General features: G+C 71.2%; 12 protein-coding genes. 7 read left to right on the top strand and 5 right to left on the bottom strand.

Going from position 1 to position 16,927, the window contains the following annotated elements:
* Positions 1 to 6 precede the first annotated feature (6 nt).
* The 4 genes from G4D86_RS19740 (at position 7) to G4D86_RS19725 (ending at position 2,699) form a co-directional block, all read left to right on the top strand.
* On the top strand, positions 7 to 1,203 hold the full coding sequence (locus G4D86_RS19740) for an acetyl-CoA C-acetyltransferase (protein ID WP_163995519.1): 1,197 nt from the start codon (positions 7 to 9) through the stop codon (positions 1,201 to 1,203).
* A 26-nt stretch (positions 1,204 to 1,229) separates the two neighbouring features.
* Positions 1,230 to 1,445: a hypothetical protein gene (locus tag G4D86_RS19735; protein ID WP_163995559.1), complete on the top strand. Its 216-nt coding sequence runs from the start codon at positions 1,230 to 1,232 to the stop codon at positions 1,443 to 1,445.
* A gap of 172 nt (positions 1,446 to 1,617) precedes the next feature.
* Positions 1,618 to 1,815, top strand: coding sequence for a hypothetical protein (locus G4D86_RS19730; protein WP_163995518.1), 198 nt, complete (start codon positions 1,618 to 1,620; stop codon positions 1,813 to 1,815).
* A 152-nt stretch (positions 1,816 to 1,967) separates the two neighbouring features.
* Positions 1,968 to 2,699: a DUF1751 domain-containing protein gene (locus tag G4D86_RS19725; protein ID WP_163995517.1), complete on the top strand. Its 732-nt coding sequence runs from the start codon at positions 1,968 to 1,970 to the stop codon at positions 2,697 to 2,699.
* 25 nt (positions 2,700 to 2,724) lie between these two features.
* Here G4D86_RS19725 and G4D86_RS19720 read toward each other — a convergent pair whose 3' ends face one another.
* A complete protein-coding gene (locus G4D86_RS19720; protein WP_163995516.1) occupies positions 2,725 to 4,362 on the bottom strand; it encodes a sigma-54-dependent Fis family transcriptional regulator in 1,638 nt (545 codons plus the stop codon).
* A gap of 143 nt (positions 4,363 to 4,505) precedes the next feature.
* On the opposite strand from G4D86_RS19720, the gene G4D86_RS19715 reads away from it, so the two are divergent.
* Positions 4,506 to 5,375, top strand: coding sequence for a dioxygenase family protein (locus G4D86_RS19715; protein ID WP_163995515.1), 870 nt, complete (start codon positions 4,506 to 4,508; stop codon positions 5,373 to 5,375).
* Between the two features lie 30 nt (positions 5,376 to 5,405).
* Complete coding sequence (locus G4D86_RS19710; protein ID WP_163995514.1) at positions 5,406 to 6,074, top strand: YceI family protein; 669 nt, start codon at positions 5,406 to 5,408, stop codon at positions 6,072 to 6,074.
* A gap of 129 nt (positions 6,075 to 6,203) precedes the next feature.
* Here the strand turns inward: G4D86_RS19710 and G4D86_RS19705 are convergent, their stop codons facing one another.
* The 4 genes from G4D86_RS19705 to G4D86_RS19690 all read right to left on the bottom strand — a co-directional run bounded on the left by G4D86_RS19705 (position 6,204) and on the right by G4D86_RS19690 (position 16,356).
* The gene (locus tag G4D86_RS19705) at positions 6,204 to 12,200 is read right to left on the bottom strand and encodes a DUF6982 domain-containing protein (protein WP_163995513.1); all 5,997 of its coding nucleotides are present in this window, start codon (positions 12,198 to 12,200) and stop codon (positions 6,204 to 6,206) included.
* 125 nt (positions 12,201 to 12,325) lie between these two features.
* Complete coding sequence (locus tag G4D86_RS19700) at positions 12,326 to 13,720, bottom strand: peptidase MA family metallohydrolase (RefSeq protein WP_163995512.1); 1,395 nt, start codon at positions 13,718 to 13,720, stop codon at positions 12,326 to 12,328.
* A gap of 59 nt (positions 13,721 to 13,779) precedes the next feature.
* Entirely contained in the window at positions 13,780 to 14,997 is a 1,218-nt protein-coding gene (ilvA, locus tag G4D86_RS19695; protein ID WP_163995511.1) for a threonine ammonia-lyase, read from the bottom strand.
* A 129-nt stretch (positions 14,998 to 15,126) separates the two neighbouring features.
* On the bottom strand, positions 15,127 to 16,356 hold the full coding sequence (locus G4D86_RS19690) for a Glu/Leu/Phe/Val family dehydrogenase (RefSeq protein ID WP_163995510.1): 1,230 nt from the start codon (positions 16,354 to 16,356) through the stop codon (positions 15,127 to 15,129).
* A 61-nt stretch (positions 16,357 to 16,417) separates the two neighbouring features.
* On the opposite strand from G4D86_RS19690, the gene G4D86_RS19685 reads away from it, so the two are divergent.
* Positions 16,418 to 16,921, top strand: a complete 504-nt coding sequence (locus tag G4D86_RS19685) for a helix-turn-helix domain-containing protein (protein WP_163995509.1) — start codon at positions 16,418 to 16,420, stop codon at positions 16,919 to 16,921.
* Positions 16,922 to 16,927: the final 6 nt, after the last annotated feature.

Below are 16,927 nucleotides of genomic sequence, written 5' to 3'. Positions count from 1 at the left end.
ACCACCATGAAGAGCGTGTCCAAGACCGAGGAGATCTACTTCCTGTCCGGCAAGCGCACCCCATTCGGAACCTATGGGGGCAGCCTGAAGGACCTCAGCGCCACCGACCTCGCCGTGGAGTCCGCGAAGGCCGCCTTCGCCCAGGCGAACGTGTCCCCCGGCGACGTCCAGCACGTCGTGTACGGGAACGTGGTGCAGACCAGCTCGGATGCCATCTACCTGCCGCGCCACGTGGGCCTGCGCACCGGCGTGCCCGTCCCCGTGCCCGCCCTCGGCGTCAACCGGCTGTGTGGCTCCGGCTTCCAGGCCTTCGTCACCGCGGCCGAGCTGATGCTCACCGAGCAGGCGAGCTGTGTGCTGGCCGGCGGCACCGAGTCCATGAGCCAGGCCCCCCACGTCATCCGCGGCGCCCGCTGGGGCCTGCCGCTGGGCAAGGGGGGGCTCGAGGACATGCTCTGGACGGCCCTCACCGACAGCTACACCGGCCAGCCCATGGCGCTCACCGCCGAGCAACTCGCGGTGGACTACTCGCTCACGCAGGACCAGGTGGACGAGTACGCCGTCCTCACCCAGAAGCGCTTCGCCGCCGCGCAGGAGGCGGGCCGCTTCAACGACGAGATTGCCCCCGTCACCCTCAAGGGGAAGAAGGGCGACACCGTCGTCTCGCGCGACGAGCACAACCGCCCGGAGACCACGGTGGAGGGCCTGCGCAAGCTGCCCAAGGTCTTCAAGAAGGACGGCGTGGTGCACGCGGGCGCGGCCAGCGGCATCTGCGACGGCGCGGGCTCCATGGTGATGGCGACCCGCGGCTTCGTGGAGAAGCACGGCGTGAAGCCCATCGCCCGGCTGGTCAACTGGGGCATCTCCGGGTGCGACCCGAAAATCATGGGTATCGGCCCCGCGCCGGCCATCCGCCAGCTGCTGGAGCGCGCGCAGTGCAAGCTGTCCGACGTGGACCTCTTCGAGGTCAACGAGGCCTTCGCGCCGCAGTACCTCGCGGTGGAGAAGGAGCTGGGCCTGCCGCGAGACAGGACGAACGTCAATGGCGGCGCCATCGCCGTGGGCCACCCGCTGGGGGCGTCCGGGGCTCGCATCACCACGACGCTGGTGTACGAGCTGAAGCGCCGCGGCGCTCGCTATGGTATCGGGTCGGCCTGCATCGGCGGCGGCCAGGGCATCGCGGTACTGGTCGAGGCGCTCTGATGGCCGCACAAGACACGGGACGCGAGATGAGCAACGAGGTGGACGCGAAGACGGCCCGTGAGCGGGCCAAGGCCATCGCCGAGCAGCGCCGCGCGGAGCGCCGCAACCGCAAGCGCAAGTGCGTGGTGTGTGGGGTGGAGGAGAGCGACAAGACGCCGTTCCACGCCCACCCCGAGGGCATCGGTCCCGCCTGCAAGGACGAAGTTGCCTGCCTGTCTCGCAAGGCCGCCGGCGGGCGGTGAAGGCCCGGGCCAGCCCCGGCCTACTGTCCGACGAAGAACTGCGGGCCCTCTGTTCAGGGGTAGGCAGGGCCCCGGCCCGGGCGCGCGGGGGCCGGATTGTCGGCCCCGTTTCTTGATGGCGGAATCGTCTCGGGGTAAACGTCCAGAATCTCTGGTTTAGACGAGGGTCGGAATGGGCGTTATCAGCTTCACGGGAGTCAAGGTGTTCTCCACCACTCTCGCGAGAGATCGCGAGAACATGGGTGAGAACATCACCAAGTGGCTCAAGGAAAACCCCAACGTCGAAGTGGTGGACAGAGTGGTGACGCAGTCCTCCGACAAGGAGTTCCACTGTCTGACCATCACGCTCTTCTACAAGCCGAAGGCCTGAGCGGCCCCACGGCGGTCGAGAGAAGAGTCGGTCTGCGAGGGCGCTCTCCCTGATGACGGGGATGGGCGCTCTTCGTCGTTTGGGGTTGCGAAGCGGGCGGGGTTCCACCACCTTTGGTCGGCTCTTTAGAGCGGCGAGTGGAGGAGTACTGAATGCGACCGATGCGCAGCTTCGGCGGTAGGGGTGGAGGCGGGCTGCCCGGCCTGGAAACGACGGCGTCCAAGCTGGCCGCCGCGCTGGTGGCGGGTTCCATCCTGTACCACCTCACCAAGGGCGGGCAGGGTGGCCTGCTGCTGCTGCTGCCGGACTTCGTCTTCAGCCGGCTCTTCCTCTGGCAGCCCATCACCTACGGGTTCATCGAGTCGAGCCCCATGGGCATCATCTTCGGCGCCATCATCACCTGGTCCATCGGCGGCTACCTGGAGTCAATCTGGGGCGGCAAGCGCCTGCTGATGGTGGGGGTGGGTGTCACCGTGCTCGCGGGCGTCCTCACGTCGCTGCTGGCCATGCTGGTGCCCGGCGCAACGGTGCAGGCGTACACCGGTGGCAACGTGATGACGTCGGTGCTGTGGGTGGCGTACGGCCTGAGCATCGGCCGCGGTGAGACGAACTTCTGGGGCATCCCGCTTTCGGGCAACGCGCTGGCCGGCGTGGGCGCGGGCTTCGTGGTGCTGATGGCCATCATCGGCCCGTGGCAGGCCCAGGTGCCGGACCTGCTCGCGCTGGGCATGGTGTTCGCCTACGTGCGCGGCGCCAACCCGCGCAAGCTGATGTTGCACTTCCAGCACTGGCGCCTGCAGCGTCAGCTCCGCGACCGCTCCAAGCACCTGCGCGTGGTGCCGAAGAACCAGAGCCGGCCGGACCGGGACCAGTTCCTCAACTAGGCCGGGCCTGGCTCGGGGCAGCCCTTCAGTGGGCTGCCTCGGGGTGCCCGTACTGCTTGAGCTTGCGGTAGAGCGTGGCCACGCCGATGTCGAGCTGCTCGGCGGTGCGCGCGCGGTTGCCGCCGTTCTGCGCGAGCACCGCGAGGATGTACTCCTTCTCCATGTCCTCCAGCCGGCGCGGGTTGCCGCTGGGCACGAGGTTGGGCGGCGCGGCCCGGACCTCCTCGGGCAAATCTTCGCGCTCCACGCGCTGGCCCTCGCACAGGGCCACCGCGCGCTCCACCGCGTTGCCCAATTCGCGCACGTTGCCGGGCCAGTCGTAGCGCAGGAGCTGATCCACGGCCTCGGGGGCGAGCGCCGCCACCTTGCGGCCCAGCCGCTCCGATGCCTCGGCGAGCAGCAGCCGCGCCAGGGGGAGGATGTCCTCGCGCCGCTCGCGCAGCGGGGGAATCTTCAGCTCGATGACGCGCAGGCGGTAGTAGAGGTCCTGGCGGAAGCGGCCCAGGCGCACCTCCTCGGTGAGCTCCCGGTTGGTGGCGGCCACCACGCGCACGTCCACCTTGCGGCTGGTGTTCTCCCCCACGCGCCGCACCTCCCGCTCCTGCAGCACGCGCAAGAGCTTGGCCTGCATGGACGCGGGCACCTCGCCCACCTCGTCCAGGAAGAGGGTGCCGCCGTGGGCCGCCTCGAAGAGGCCGGCGCGGTCATGCGTGGCGCCGGTGAAGGCGCCGCGCGCGTGGCCGAACAGCTCGCTCTCCAGCAGGCTCTCCGTGACGGCCGCGCAGTTGACGGCGACGAAGGCCTTGTGCGCGCGGGTGGACTCGTCGTGGATGAGGCGGGCGATGCGCTCCTTGCCCACGCCGCTCTCGCCGGTGACGAGCACCGTGGAGTCCACCTTCGCCGCGCGGCGCGCCAGGTTGATGACGCGCAGCATGGCCTCCGAGCGCGCCACCATGCCCGCCGGGTCCTCCGTCACGCCCGCGCGCGCGAGCGACTGGCGCTTCGCGCGCAGCTTGCGCTCGGCCTGCTTCAGCGCGTCCGTCACCTGCGCCAGCACGCCCTCCATGCACTGCGTCTCGTAGAAGCGGAGTACCTCGGTGCACTCGGTGCTCCACTCCTCGGCGGGGCGGCCGACGAAGTGGCAGGCCGCGTCGCCCTGGCCCACGCACCGCAACTCCGTGCCGTAGATGGGCTTGCCGTTGACGTAGCTCATGTAGCCGGACGCGAAGCCGGTGAGGCTCCAGCACACCGGCTGATCCGCCCGGCCCAGGTGCAGCAGGTGCTGCTCGGCCTCGTAGGAGTCGCGCCACTGCGCCTCGGCGAAGGGCTCGGGGCCCTCGTCGGGACGGCGCTCCACGCGCTCCACGCGGACCTGTCCCTGGAGGGTGTGCAGGCGGCCACCGGCCCGGCGCCACACGGACTCGTCCGGCCAGGGCACCGCCGTCTTGAGCGCTTCCGCCGTCCGCCAACCGTGCGCGTAGCCCAGCCGCGTGAAGATGCCGCGCGCCGCCGTCATCCCCACCAGGTCGATGAGCTCCTTGCGCAGGAGGCCCAGCGCCACCGGGTCCATCAGCACCGCCCGCTGCCCCGCGAAGTGGATGAGCCCGCCTCCCGGCTCGAAGGACAACAGCTCGTTCAAGCCCAGCTCGAATCCGCCAGCCACGGTGTACGACTCCCTTCCAGAGTGAGTTGTCTATCTATCGTTATGAGAGGTCCGTTGCACGGGGTGACAAAGGACTGGAGCAAATCCAGGGGGTTGTCATGTTCCGTGCCCTGGTCCTGGGGTTGCAGTAGAAGGCACCCGACATGGGCGACGGACTGGACAGGCGCGAGGTACTGCAAGGGGCGGCGGCCATGGGAGTGTCGGGCGTGTTGGGTGCAGGCCAGGCGGGGAGCCGGGCGCCGGCGGTGTTCGTGTCCCACGGCTCGCCCATGGTGGCGCTGGACTCGGACGACTACCCGAAGGCGTTGAAGGTCTTTGGCGATGGCGCGGCGGCGGCGCGGGCGCTGGTAGTGGTGTCGGCGCACTGGGAGACGGAAGGCGAGGTGCGCGTCACCACGAGCGCCACGCCTCCGCTCATCTATGACTTCTATGGCTTTCCGGAGCCGCTCTACCGGCTGAAGTACGCGGCGCCGGGAGCGCCCGAGCTGGCCGGCGACGTGGTGGCACGGCTGAAGGAGGCTGGCCTGCCGGCGGTGGCGGACGCGGAGCGCGGGCTGGACCACGGCGCCTGGGTGCCGCTGCTGCACGCCTTCCCGGCCGCGAAGCTGCCGGTGGTGCAGGTGTCGATGCCGCTCGGCGCGAGCCCCGCGGACGTGGCGCGGATGGGCGAGGTGCTGCGGCCGCTGCGCGCGCAGGGCGTGGTACTCATGGGCAGCGGCGGCATCGTCCACAACTTGCGCCGGCTGAATTTCCACGAGAAGAACGCGTCCGTGGAGCCGTGGGCCCAGGCCTTCGACGGTTGGGTCGCGCAGAAGCTGGCGGCGCGGGATTTCTCCGGCCTCCAGCAGTGGTTGGATGCACCGAATGCCCGGCTCGCGCATCCGAGAGCCGAGCACCTGATGCCGCTGTATTTCGCCCTCGGTGCAGCCCTCCCCGAGGACCGCCTCACCCCCGTATTCGAGGGCTTCCATCACGGAACCTTGTCGATGCGCAGCTTCGCGCTGCGCGCCTGAAACCGCTGTACCCCAAGGAGCACACACCCCATGAAGACGTCTCTGAAGAGCGCTGTTGCCCTGATGTTCGCCCTCCCGTCGCTGGCCCTGGCCTCCACCTGGGAGGTGGACAGCGCGCACTCCGCCGCCGGCTTTTCCGTGCGGCACATGATGGTGTCCAACGTGAAGGGCTCGTTCGGCGACGTGAAGGGCGCCGTCAACCTGGACGACAAGGACGTCACCAAGTCCACCGTCGAGGCGACCATCGACGTGACCAGCATCAACACCGGCAACGCCAAGCGCGATGAGCACCTGAAGGCCCCCGACTTCTTCGACGTGGCCAAGTACCCGACCATCACCTTCAAGTCGACGAAGGTGGCGAAGGCCGGCCAGGGCAAGCTGAAGGTCACCGGCGACCTGACCATGCACGGCGTCACCAAGGCCGTCGTCCTGGACGTCGTGGGCCCTTCCAAGGAGGCCAAGGACCCCTGGGGCAATACCCGCACCGGCGTGGCGGCGACCACCAAGCTGAACCGCAAGGACTTCGGCCTGGCCTACAACCAGGCGCTCGAGACGGGCGGCGTGGCGGTGGGTGAGGAAGTCACCGTGAACCTGGAGCTCGAGCTGGTGAAGAAGGCCGCTGCCGACGCGGCCGCTGCCAAGCCGGCCCCGGCCCCGGCTCCGGCGACGGAGAAGGCCACGGCGACGGACAAGAAGTAGTCCGAAGCACAGCCCACGCTGAATGACGGAGGGGCTTCCCACGGTAGTGGGGGCCCCTCTTTCATTTGCGGGCTGTGTGACGGGAGGAGGGCGCGCCCGGAGTGGAGCGCGCCCCTTCCGAGGCGGGCCTCAGCCCTCGGCCACCGCCTGCACGCTGGAGCGGTAGATGAAGATGCGGGCGGTGTTGGTGCGCTGGTCCGCGGGGATGACGAAGAAGCCCGGGGTGGCGCCCTTGAAGTCCTGCGAGAAGCCCGCGACCTGGCGGCCGTCGTTGAAGGTGACGCGAATCTTCTGCCCCTCGGCCTGCGGCTGGCGCGCGCCGGCGGTGAGCATGAAGAAGATGGCCTTCACGCGCTTGCCGGGAATCTGCTCGGGCGCGTAGCCGCTCTGCTGCTCCAGGGAGATGACCTCGTCGAGCAGGTCCGCGTCGCGGATGGTGCCGCGCTTCACCTGACCCTCGACGGTGTGGATGATGACGCGGTGCTCGCCCTCCACGAAGGAGGTGATGGGCGCCGAGTCCACCACCGCCGGCTGGGTGAAGAACGGCTCGCGCGCGGCGCGGAGCTGGTTGGCGGGCGGCGTGGGCTCGGCGACGGCGGGGGCCACGGCCGGCACGGAGACGGAAGCCCGGGTGTTCGGAGCAGCCGCCACCACGGGCGTGGGCGGGATGACGACCGGGGGGCTCGCGGCGGAGACCCTGGGCGCCGGGGCGGCGCTGGCGGGCGTCCGGAAGGCGGAGGCGGCCACCGCGGCCACGCCGGCCACGGCCATGACGGCGGCGGGCGGCGAGGGCGGAGGCGTGAAGGCCGCGGGCGGCGGCTCCACGGACTCCTCCACGAGGTCGATTTCCGCGAGCTCCTGCTCGGGCTCGATTTCCAGCGGGACTTCTTCCTCGGCGGGCGGGGCGTCGAGGCCGACGTCCACGGCGTCGTGTTCCGCCGCGGAGAAGTCCTGGGCCTGGGCGGCGAAGGGGCTGCTGCCGGACTGCCAGGCCGGAGCCGCCGGGGGCTGAGCGGCCCACGGCTGCGCGGGAGCGGCGGGCTCCTGCTCCCACGGCACCGCCTGGGCGGGCGCGCCGAAGGGTGAGTCCGTCTGCGCGGGCGTGGAGTTCCACTCCGGCTCGACTTCCACCGGCGCGTCGCTCCACTCGGACTGGGCGGCCTCGGCGGGGGCGTCGGTGAGGGAGATTTCCTCGGCGGGCGTCTCGCTCCACTGCGCGGCGGCGGGCTGCTGCGCGCTCCACTCGGGAGCGGGCTCGGCCTCCGGCGTCACCCACTCGGGCTGGAGCTCCTCGGGAGCGGCCTCGGCGGCGGGAGCGGATTCGTGCGTGGCCCACTCTTCCTGGACGGCGTCGGCGGGGAGCTCCTCCATGGGGGAGGCCCACTCGGCCTGGGCGCTCTCAGGAGCGGCTTCGGCGGAAGGCGTGCTCCACTCGGGCTGCGCGGGCGTGGCGGCGGCCCACGCGGGCTGGGCGTTCTGGGCGCCGTCGACCGCGGGCTCGGACCACTCGGCCTGGACGTCCTCGGGCGCGAGCTCCTCGACGGGCGTGGCCCACTCGGGCTGCGCGGCCTGCGGAGCGGCGTCGGTGGCCCACTCGGCCTGGACGGCCTCGGGAGCCAGCTCTTCGACAGGCGTGGCCCACTCGGGCTGTGCCTCGGTGGGAGCGGCCTCGGCGGTGGGCGAGGCCCACTCGGTCTGCACATCCTCGGTGGCGACTTCTTCGGCCGCGCTCCACTCGGCCTGGGGAGCGGCTTCGGTGGCGGGCGTTGCCCACTCGGGCTGAGCGGCCTCGGGCGCGAGCTCCTCGACGGGCGAGGCCCACTCGGCCTGGACGGCTTCGGCCGGAACTTCCTCGGCGGGCGTGGCCCACTCGGGCTGGGCGGTCTCGGGAGCGAGCTCCTCGACGGGCGTGGCCCACTCGGGCTGCACCTCGTCCGCGGCGACCTCTTCAGCGGCCGTAGCCCACTCGGGCTGGGCGGTCTCGGGCGTGGCTTCGACGGGCGTGGCCCACTCGGGCTGCACCGCGTCCGCGGCGACCTCTTCAACTGGCGTGGCCCACTCGGGCTGCGCGGCCTCGGGAGCGGCCTCCGTCATCGGCGCGGCCCACTCGGGCTGGGCGCTCTCGGGCGCGGCGTCTTCGGCGGGCGTGGCCCACTCGGCCTGGAGCTCGACGGGGGCGGCCTCTTCGCCAGGGGCGGCGGTCCACTCGGACGGCGCGGCCTCGGTGCTGGTGCCGGTCCAGGACGACGCGCTCTCGGTGGCCGGCACTTCGCCCTCGGACGGCGTCCACTCGGAAGTCGGCGCGGCGTCCCCGGTCATGGAGTCCGGCTCGGAGGCGGAAGCCCACTCGGGCTGCAGCTCGATGGCGGCTTCCTCGGCCTGCGGCTCGTGCGCGCTGGCGTCGGTGGCGGGAGTCGCCCATTCGGCCTGCTGGGCGTTGGCGGACGTGTCGCCCGTCTCCGCGCTGGCCCACTCAGACGCCGTGGCGGCGCCGGGGTCGGTCGCGGGCGTCTCGGCCGACACCCACTCGGGCTGCAGCTCGATGGCCGCTGGCTCCTCGGAGGCGTTGGACGTCGCGGTGTCCGGCGACCACTCTGACTGGAGCTCCACCGCCGAGGTGTCGGCAGTGTTGTTCCAGGCCTCGCCAGTCGTGCCCATCTCCGACACGAAGTCGGCGTTGCTCGCGAGCGGCACGGCGTCCGCCGCGCTCCCGCTCCACTCGGTGCTGGCGGCCGCGGGCTCCTCGCTCATGAGCGGCATCGCATCCGCCGAGCCCTCGCTCCAGCCGGCAACCGTGGACTGTCCCTCGCTCCGGAGCTCCAGGCCCCGGTCATCGGTGGACGTGTAGCTGCGGTACTCGACGAACTCGCCCGCGGCGGCGAGCGGCACCGCCTCCTCGGGGTTGCCGCTCAGGTCGAACATCTCCTGCGCGGAAGGCGGGCCCGCGTACTCGCGCGGGGCGGGGGTGGCAGGCCCACCGGCGACCTCGAGCGTGTCGGCCTGGAGGTCCGGGCCCACCTGCACCGAGCGAAGCTCAATCGACGGCACGTCAGACGCCGCGAAAGGAGACCCGGCCTGCGGCGCGGGCTCCACCTCGGTGCCGAGGTCAGCCGCGTCGAACGTGGGCGGCTCCGAGCTCTCGGGGGCCGACTCGATGTCCATGACATCGAGCGACGGCTCCTCCGCGCCGGGGGCCGGGGCCTCCATCGTGGCGAAGTCCGTCGCATCGGCGGCACCCAGCTCCATCGTGGGCACGCTCTCCTCGGCGCCAACGGACGGGGCAGGGGTGAACTCCTCGCTCACGTCGGAGGCGTCGAGCGCAATCTCCTCGGCCGCTGCCTGCTCGCCCTGTTCCCAGGTCGCGCCCGCCTCGTCCGAAGCCGCGACTCCCTGTGCGTCCGCGTAGGGCTCGACCTCGCTCACATCGGAGGCGTCGAGGGCAATCTCCGCCGGAGCGGCTTCGCTCACGTCGGAGGCGTCGAGGGCAATCTCCGTCGGAGCGGCTTCGCTCACGTCGGACGCATCGAGGGCAATCTCGGCCGGGGCGGCCTCGCTGACATCGGAGGCGTCGAGCGCAATCTCGGCCGGGGCGGCCTCGCTCACGTCGGATGCGTCGAGTGCGATCTCCGCCGTGCCCGACAGGTCCTCCGGAGCGCTCTCGGCGGACTGGGTGAGGTGCACCGAAGAGGTCTCGGCCTCCACGCTCGCGGAAGACGTCGTGCTCTCGGTGGACGCATCGAACTCCGCGGACGTCTGGGCCTCGACCGCAGTGCCCGAGTCCCAGGCGCCTGCCGCGTTCTCCTCGAACGAAGCCGGCTCACCCGAAGCGCCCGCGTTCCACTCGGCCGCGGTGTTCTCCTCGAACGAGGCCGACTCGCCAGGCGTGCTCCACTCGCTCGCCGCGTGCTCAGCGACCGGTGCCGCCTCGCTCGCAGCGCTCGCGTTCCACTCGCCCGCCGCGACCGGAGCTGCCTCGCCCGAAGCGTTGGTGTCCCACTCACCGGCCGCATTCTCGGTGAACGAGCCCGTCTCACCCGACGCGCTCGCATCCCATTCGCCGGCCGCGTTCTCGGCGACCGGAGTCGTCTCGCCGGACGCGCTCGCGTCCCAGCTGTTCTCCGCGTGCGACGTCGTCTCGGCAGGCGTGCCCGAGTCCCATGCATTCGCGGCAGCGTCCGCGACGGGCGTCGCCTCGGCCGGCGTGCCGGAGTCCCAGGTGCTCTCCGCGCTCTCGGCGAACGCGCCCGTCTCGGACGGCGTACCCGAATCCCAGGTGCTTGCCGCAGCCTCGGCAACCGGAGTCGCCTCGGCCGGAGTGTTCCATTCGTCCGCCGCGCTCTCCGCCAACGAGGCCGTCTCGCCCGGAGTGCCCCACGGGTCCGCCGCGCTCTCCGCGACCGGCGTCGCGTCAACCGCGCTCCACTCGTTCGACGACGCCTCCGCGACCGGAGCCTCATCGACCGAGCTCCACTCACCCGCCGCATTCTCCGCGACCGGAGCCGCCTCGTCCGGAGACGCGGCCTCGATCATGTCGGAGGCATCGAGCGCGATCTCCCCGCCCTCCTGCGCCGCATCCGTAGCGCCGGTCTCCTCGGCAGCACCCGAAGTCGTCGCGCCCATGTCCTGGGCCACGAACTCGACGTCGGCATCCGCGGCCGGAGTGGCATCCTCCATCGCCGCGACGTCGATGATGTCACCCGCGTCCGCCACCTCTCCCTGCTCGTCATCCACCGCGAGCGGGGCGGACGCCCACGCCTCGTCCATGGGCGCGGGCGTGCGCTCCTCGGCCAGCAGCGGCTCGCTCTCGGCCGTCGCGTCGACCAGCTCGACCTCGGAGGACGCCACCTCCAGCTCGGCGGAAGCCACCTCCACGTCGGCGGGAGCGTCCGGCGCCGACTCGACCTCCATCGACAGGTCGGCGAACGACGCCTCCAGCGACGCCTCGGGCTCGGTGGCGGAAGCGGCCTGGGGCTGCTCCGGCTCGCCGACCGAGGAGAAGTCGTCCTCCGCGACCGTCGCGCTCAAGGCCTGGGACAGCGGCTCCGCGCTCGCGGCCGCCGTGTCCGACTCCATCAGGTCCGCGCTGACGTCCGCGAACGAGGCGGACGGGTCCGGAGTGGTGTCGACCGACACGTCCCCTTCCGTCACCTCGAGCACGTCCTCGACAGGGGCCGCGGCCTCGACCGCGGGCTGCTCCTCGGCGTACTGCGTCTCCTGCTCCGCGGCGGCCGACGTCTCCGCGGCGCCCGGGTTCATCCACGGCGCGGGCTCGCTCAGCGCGGGGATGTCGATGTCGTCCGCGCTGAGGGCCAGCGGATCCTGCTCGGCGGGAGCCTGCGGCGCGTAGGCGTTCGGGTCCTGCGGCGCATAGCCGGGGTAGGGCTGCGCCTGGCCCGCGTAGGCCTGCTGCTGCGCGGGGTCCGCGGCATAGCCCTGCTGCGCGTTCGGATCAGCCTCCCAGCCGGCATAGGCCTGCGGCGCGTTCGGGTCATAGCCCGGCTGCGCATAGCCCTGGTTCGGGTCGTATCCGCCCTGCGCGTTCGGGTCATACGCCTGCTGATTCGGGTCGTACCCGCCCTGCTGCGGGTAGCCCGCGTAGCCCTGCGCGTTCGGGTCGTACCCCGGCTGCGCATAACCCTGGTTCGGGTCGTAGCCCGGCTGGGCGTAGGCCTGCGCGTTCGGGTCGTACCCCGGCTGCGCATAGCCCTGGTTCGGGTCGTACCCCGGCTGCGCATAGCCCTGCGCGTTCGGGTCGTACCCCGGCTGCGCATAGCCCTGGGCGGGGTAGGCGTACCACTGGCCGTCGGCGCCGTAGTAGCCCTGGGGCTGCTGCTCGGCGTAGCCAGCGGGGTAGGCGTACCACTGGCCATCAGCGCCGTAGTAGCCCTGGGGCTGCTGCTCGGCGTAGCCAGCGGGGTAGGCGTACCACTGGCCATCGGCGCCGTAGTAGCCCTGGGGCGCCGCCTGCTGCTGCCAGGAGGCCTCAGACACGGGTGCCGCGTCCTGGACGCCCAGGAGCCCGCGCAGCTCATTCCATCGAGCCTCCTCCACCGGAGACAGGCTTCCCAGCTTCCGCTTCTCGTCCAAGAAGCGGAATTCTCTCATCGCCGCGCGCGTGTCCGACATCCGTCACCTTGCTGCGGACAGCGTACTTCGCAGGGTACTGCCGCAGCGTGAATGGGGGGCTGCGAGTGTAGGGGACTCCCGGGGAGGGGTAAACCAATTGGACCGGGCTCGGCTGGCAGCCTCCCCTACTGGAGAGCAGCCCGCACGTCCTCGTCGAGGGACGCCAGGGTCTCCCCGTAGTGGTCCCGCAGGGCCTCCTCGATGGGTTTCCCCCCTCCCACCTCGCGGATGAAGGTGATGAGCCGCTCGGCCCCACCCCGCCGCACCAGCTCCCTCACGGCGATGGCGGACGTCGCATAGGCAACGCTCGGGTTCCTGGAGAAGATGAGGGACTGATCCGCCATTTCCGCCAGGCGGGGCAGCTTTCCGGCCTTGGCCGCGCTGGTCACCGTGTTGCGGACGAGCCGGTTCGGCGGGGACTCCTCCCCCAGGTAGCGCCACTCCACGTACTCGGCCAGCCCCTCGTTGAGCCAGACGGGCAGGGTGTCCCGGGCGCCCTGGGTGTAGCTGTCGAGCACGGCGTGGACGTACTCGTGCACCAGCGTGGCCCGCGTCTCCTGGCTCATCTCCGCCGCGTCGTTGATGCGGATGGCGTCGTCCGAGTAGAGCCCCGCGATCATCTGGGCCCGCTGCTTGCCGAAGTGGAGGCTGAACTCCTCGCGGGTGTAGAGGATGACGTCCACCGGCCTGTCACGCGTCTCGCCAATCTCGCGCAGGGTGAAGTCGTAGGCCTCGTCCAGGGCGGCGACGACGCGGCCCTCGTAGTCGGCGCGCTGGCCGAAGTCGCGCTGGTTGTTGAAGTAGCGGATGACGAAGCGGCTGTTGGAGCGCGTGCGCATGCCCCCCGGGTCCGTGCCGGACTCGTAGGAGAGGCTGACCGAGCGCGTCTCGCCCTTGTCGCCACCCCGTCCCCCCGCCGGGGCGACCTCCAGGTCCGTCCCGGCCGGCCGCCGGCCCGTCTTGCCATTCATGAGCTGCTCGAGCCGCTCGGCTTCCTTGCGCGCCGCGCCCTCTTCATTCGTCTTCGCGCGGGCCTGCTGCACCAGCCGCTTCGCCTCGGCGGCCTCGCGCGAGCGGGGCGGCACCTTCTCCAGCACCGCCAGGGCCCCCGCGGCGTCCTGCTCCTCCAGCAGCAGCCGGCCCAATTCCAGCGGGAAGGAGCCGTCCTTGGGGTGCTTCTCCAGGCCCTTGCGCAGGGCGGCCTCGGCGGAGGCCCGCTGGTCCGTCTTGCGCGCCGAGCGGGCCAGGCACCGCAGCGCACCGGCGGACTCGTCGTACACGGCGGCGCGCTCGCCCAGCGAGTACGCCATCACCGCGTCCTCCTCCAACAGGGCCTCGCACCCCTTGAGGAGCGCGCCGGAGATGGTGCGGCGCTGCGCATCCGGCACGTCCTTCACCTCACCGGAGGCGAAGGCGAGGTACAGCTCCTCCCAGGCGCGGCTCGCGGCCAGCTCCTTCGCCTTCTGGGCGGACGGAGGGGGCGCGGCGGCGAGGACGAGGGCGACGAGCAGGGCACGCATGCCCGCCAGTATGGCCGAGCCCCCGCGCAGTCACGCAAGACCCCCTTGCCGTTCCAGTGTTACTTGCGCGCCACCTGCCAGCCGAGCTGGTGCAGGGCCTGCATCAGCTCCTCGATGTGGCCGGGGCCGGTGGTCTCCAGCGTCACCTCCACCATGGCCTCGCCCAGGCCCGCCTTGGAGAAGGCGCGCTCGTGATGGATTTCCACCACGTTGGCGCGCAAATCCGCCACCTGGGTGGTGAGCTTCGCGAGCATGCCGGGCCGGTCCGGCAGCCGCACCTCCAGCTGCACCAGGCGCCCCGTCTTCACCAGGCCGCGCTCGATGATGCGGCTGATGACGTTCATGTCGATGTTGCCGCCGCTGAGGATGATGGCGGTGCGCTTGCCCTTCGCCTGCGGCACGTCGCCGCTGAGCAGCGCGGCCAGGCCCACCGCGCCCGCGCCCTCCACCACGCTCTTCTCCTGCTCCAGCAGCGTGAGGATGGCGGCGGCGATTTCCTCCTCGTCCACCGCCACCACGTCATCCACGTACTTCTGCACCATGGGGAAGGTGAGCTCACCCACGCGCTTCACGGCGATGCCGTCCGCAATCGTGGTGCCCGCGGCGGTGAGGTCCACCAGCCGGCCGGCCTCGATGGACGCCTTCATGCTGGCGATGGTGGACGTCTGCACGCCCACCACCCGGATGCCGGGCTTCTTCTCCTTCAGCGCGCAGGAGATGCCGGAGATGAGCCCGCCGCCGCCGATGGGGACGAGCACCACCTCCAAATCAGGACACTGCTCCAGCAGCTCCAGGCCGATGGTGCCCTGGCCGGCGATGACGTGCGGGTCGTTGAAGGGGTGGACGAAGACGGAGCCCTCCTCCTTCTGGATGCGCAGCGCCTCCGCGTAGGCCTCGTCGAAGTTGGAGCCCTTGAGCACCACGCGCGCCTTGTACTCGTCACGCGTGCGCGACACCTTGATGAGCGGCGTGCGCTCCGGCATCACGATGGTGGCTTTGATTCCGAGCCTCAGCGCGTTGTACGCCACGCCCTGCGCGTGGTTGCCCGCCGACGCGGCGATGACGCCCCGGTTCCGCTCGTCCGGCGACAGCGTCAGGAGCTTGTTGAGCGCGCCGCGCTCCTTGAAGGCCCCCGTGCGCTGGAGGTTCTCCATCTTGAAGTACACCGCCGCGCATTCCGTCTTCTCCGTGAAGTAGTCGGACTGCGGGCACGGGGTGGGGCGGATGACCGAGCGCAGGCGCTCGCGCGCGGCAAGGATGTCCTGGAGCGTAACCATGTGGGGCGCGTGTACCGGATGCGGGCCCCGGGCGGAAGAGACACGCGCCGGGCAGCCGTCCTGTCGAGCGTCCCGCTGCGATGCGGCACGTCCACCGGAGGACATCCGGCGGCGCCGTGCCGGGCCGCGTCAGATGCCGCGCAGCACCGTGGCCTTGCCCACCCGGCCGATGGCCAGGATGTAGGCGGCCGTCCGCATGGAGACCTTCCGCGAGCGGGCAATCTGCGCCACGCGCTCGTAGGCCTCCTTCATCGTCTTCTCCAGCTCCGCGTTGACGCGCTCTTCTTCCCACGACAGGTGCTGGAGGTTCTGCACCCACTCGAAGTAGCTCACCGTCACGCCGCCCGCGCTGGCGAGCACGTCCGGCACCACGAAGATGCCGCGCTTCTCGAAGATTTCGTCCGCCTCCGGCTGGGTGGGGCCGTTGGCGCCCTCGATGATGAGCTTGGCGCGCACCGCATTCGCGTTGTCGCGCGTCAGCACGTGGCCCAGCGCGGCGGGGATGAGCACCTCGCAGTCCGCGGTGAGCACCTCCTCGTTGGTGCACGGCGTGCCGCCCGTGAAGCCCGTCACCGTGCCGGTGCGCTTCACGTGCTCGAAGAGGGAGGGGACGTCCAGGCCCTGCGGGTTGCGCACGCCGCCCAGCACGTCCGCCACCGCCACCACCACGCCGCCGTCCTCCCAGATGAGCTGCGCGGTGTGGCTGCCCACGTTGCCAAAGCCCTGCAGCGCGAAGCGCGTGCCTTTCACGGGGAGCCCCAGGTCCCTCATGATTTCACGGCACACGTAGAGCAGGCCGCGCCCGGTGGCCGCCTCGCGGCCCTTGGAGCCGTAGAGCTCCAGCGGCTTGCCCGTCACCACCGCCGGCGAGTGGCCGTGGTAGCGCGAGTACTGGTCCATGATCCACGCCATCACCTGGGGGTTGGTGTTGACGTCGGGGGCGGGGATGTCACGCGTGGGGCCGATGACGTCCTGTATCTGGTCCACGAACTTCCGGGTGAGCCGCTCCAGCTCCTTGATGGACAGCTGCGACGGGTCGCAGGCGATGCCGCCCTTGGCGCCGCCGTAGGGGACATTCACCACGGCCGTCTTCCACGTCATCAGCGACGCGAGCGACGCGCACTCGTCCTGGTCCAGCAGCGGGTGGTAGCGCAGGCCGCCCTTCATGGGGCCGCGGCTGTTGTCGTGCTGGATGCGGTAGCCAAGGAACGTGCGAATCTCCCCCGAGTCCATCTCAATCGAGACCTGCACCTTCACCTCGCGCAGGGGCGTGGCGAGCAGCGTCTCGATGGGGGTGCCGACGTCCATGATCCGCGCGGCCTTGCGGAAGAAATAGTTGGTGCCGTCGACGGCGCTCATGGCTCGAATGCTCCTCGCGCGAGACCTTAACAGAAGGGGTGCGCTACCATAGGAAACTGCCATGCCGGCCGGCCCGCCAGACCTCGCCTCCGCGAGCGGATACCTGAAGGAACTGGCCCGGCGCATCCGCGCGCTGCGCGAGCGGCGTGGACTCACTCAAGAAGACTTCGCCGCCCGGTGCGGCATCTCCGTCTCCTTCGCGTCCCTGCTGGAGCGCGGCGAGCGCAGCCCCAGCTACGAGACGCTCCTCCAGGTGGCCTCCGCGCTGGAGCTGCCCCTGTGGGAGCTGCTCCGGCTGGATGACACGCAGGACGTGGGCCTGCACCGGCTGGAGGCCTTCGCCCGGGCCCGCTGCCTGACGCGGACGGACCTGGACCGGCTGCTGGCGGTGGCGGAGGTGCTGTTCAGCGACGACGCGGCCCCCCAATTGACGGGGGCCCGCCCCGAGCCCGCCCGCTGCGGCGAGCCCGGGTGCGGCAGACCGGTGCTCGCCCGGAGCCTGTGCACCGCCCACTACCACCGGGAGCGGCGCAGGAAGGCGGCCGGAGCGGGCACCGGGGGCTGACGGCCC

This window comes from Pyxidicoccus caerfyrddinensis, from assembly GCF_010894405.1.
In the GTDB taxonomy this organism is placed as follows: Bacteria; Myxococcota; Myxococcia; order Myxococcales; family Myxococcaceae; genus Myxococcus; species Myxococcus caerfyrddinensis.
This window is presented reverse-complemented; position numbering and strand designations above follow the sequence as displayed.

Bases quoted from the DNA above. Each gene is read 5' to 3' on its own strand.
- G4D86_RS19740 (WP_163995519.1), top strand. From the start codon at position 7: ATGAAGAGCGTGTCCAAGACCGAGGAGATCTACTTCCTGTCCGGCAAG.
- G4D86_RS19685 (WP_163995509.1), top strand. From the start codon at position 16,418: ATGCCGGCCGGCCCGCCAGACCTCGCCTCCGCGAGCGGATACCTGAAG.
- G4D86_RS19730 (WP_163995518.1), top strand. From the start codon at position 1,618: ATGGGCGTTATCAGCTTCACGGGAGTCAAGGTGTTCTCCACCACTCTC.
- G4D86_RS19725 (WP_163995517.1), top strand. From the start codon at position 1,968: ATGCGACCGATGCGCAGCTTCGGCGGTAGGGGTGGAGGCGGGCTGCCC.
- G4D86_RS19735 (WP_163995559.1), top strand. From the start codon at position 1,230: ATGAGCAACGAGGTGGACGCGAAGACGGCCCGTGAGCGGGCCAAGGCC.
- G4D86_RS19690 (WP_163995510.1), bottom strand. From the start codon at position 16,356: ATGAGCGCCGTCGACGGCACCAACTATTTCTTCCGCAAGGCCGCGCGG.
- ilvA (WP_163995511.1), bottom strand. From the start codon at position 14,997: ATGGTTACGCTCCAGGACATCCTTGCCGCGCGCGAGCGCCTGCGCTCG.
- G4D86_RS19700 (WP_163995512.1), bottom strand. From the start codon at position 13,720: ATGCGTGCCCTGCTCGTCGCCCTCGTCCTCGCCGCCGCGCCCCCTCCG.
- G4D86_RS19710 (WP_163995514.1), top strand. From the start codon at position 5,406: ATGAAGACGTCTCTGAAGAGCGCTGTTGCCCTGATGTTCGCCCTCCCG.
- G4D86_RS19705 (WP_163995513.1), bottom strand. From the start codon at position 12,200: ATGTCGGACACGCGCGCGGCGATGAGAGAATTCCGCTTCTTGGACGAG.
- G4D86_RS19715 (WP_163995515.1), top strand. From the start codon at position 4,506: ATGGGCGACGGACTGGACAGGCGCGAGGTACTGCAAGGGGCGGCGGCC.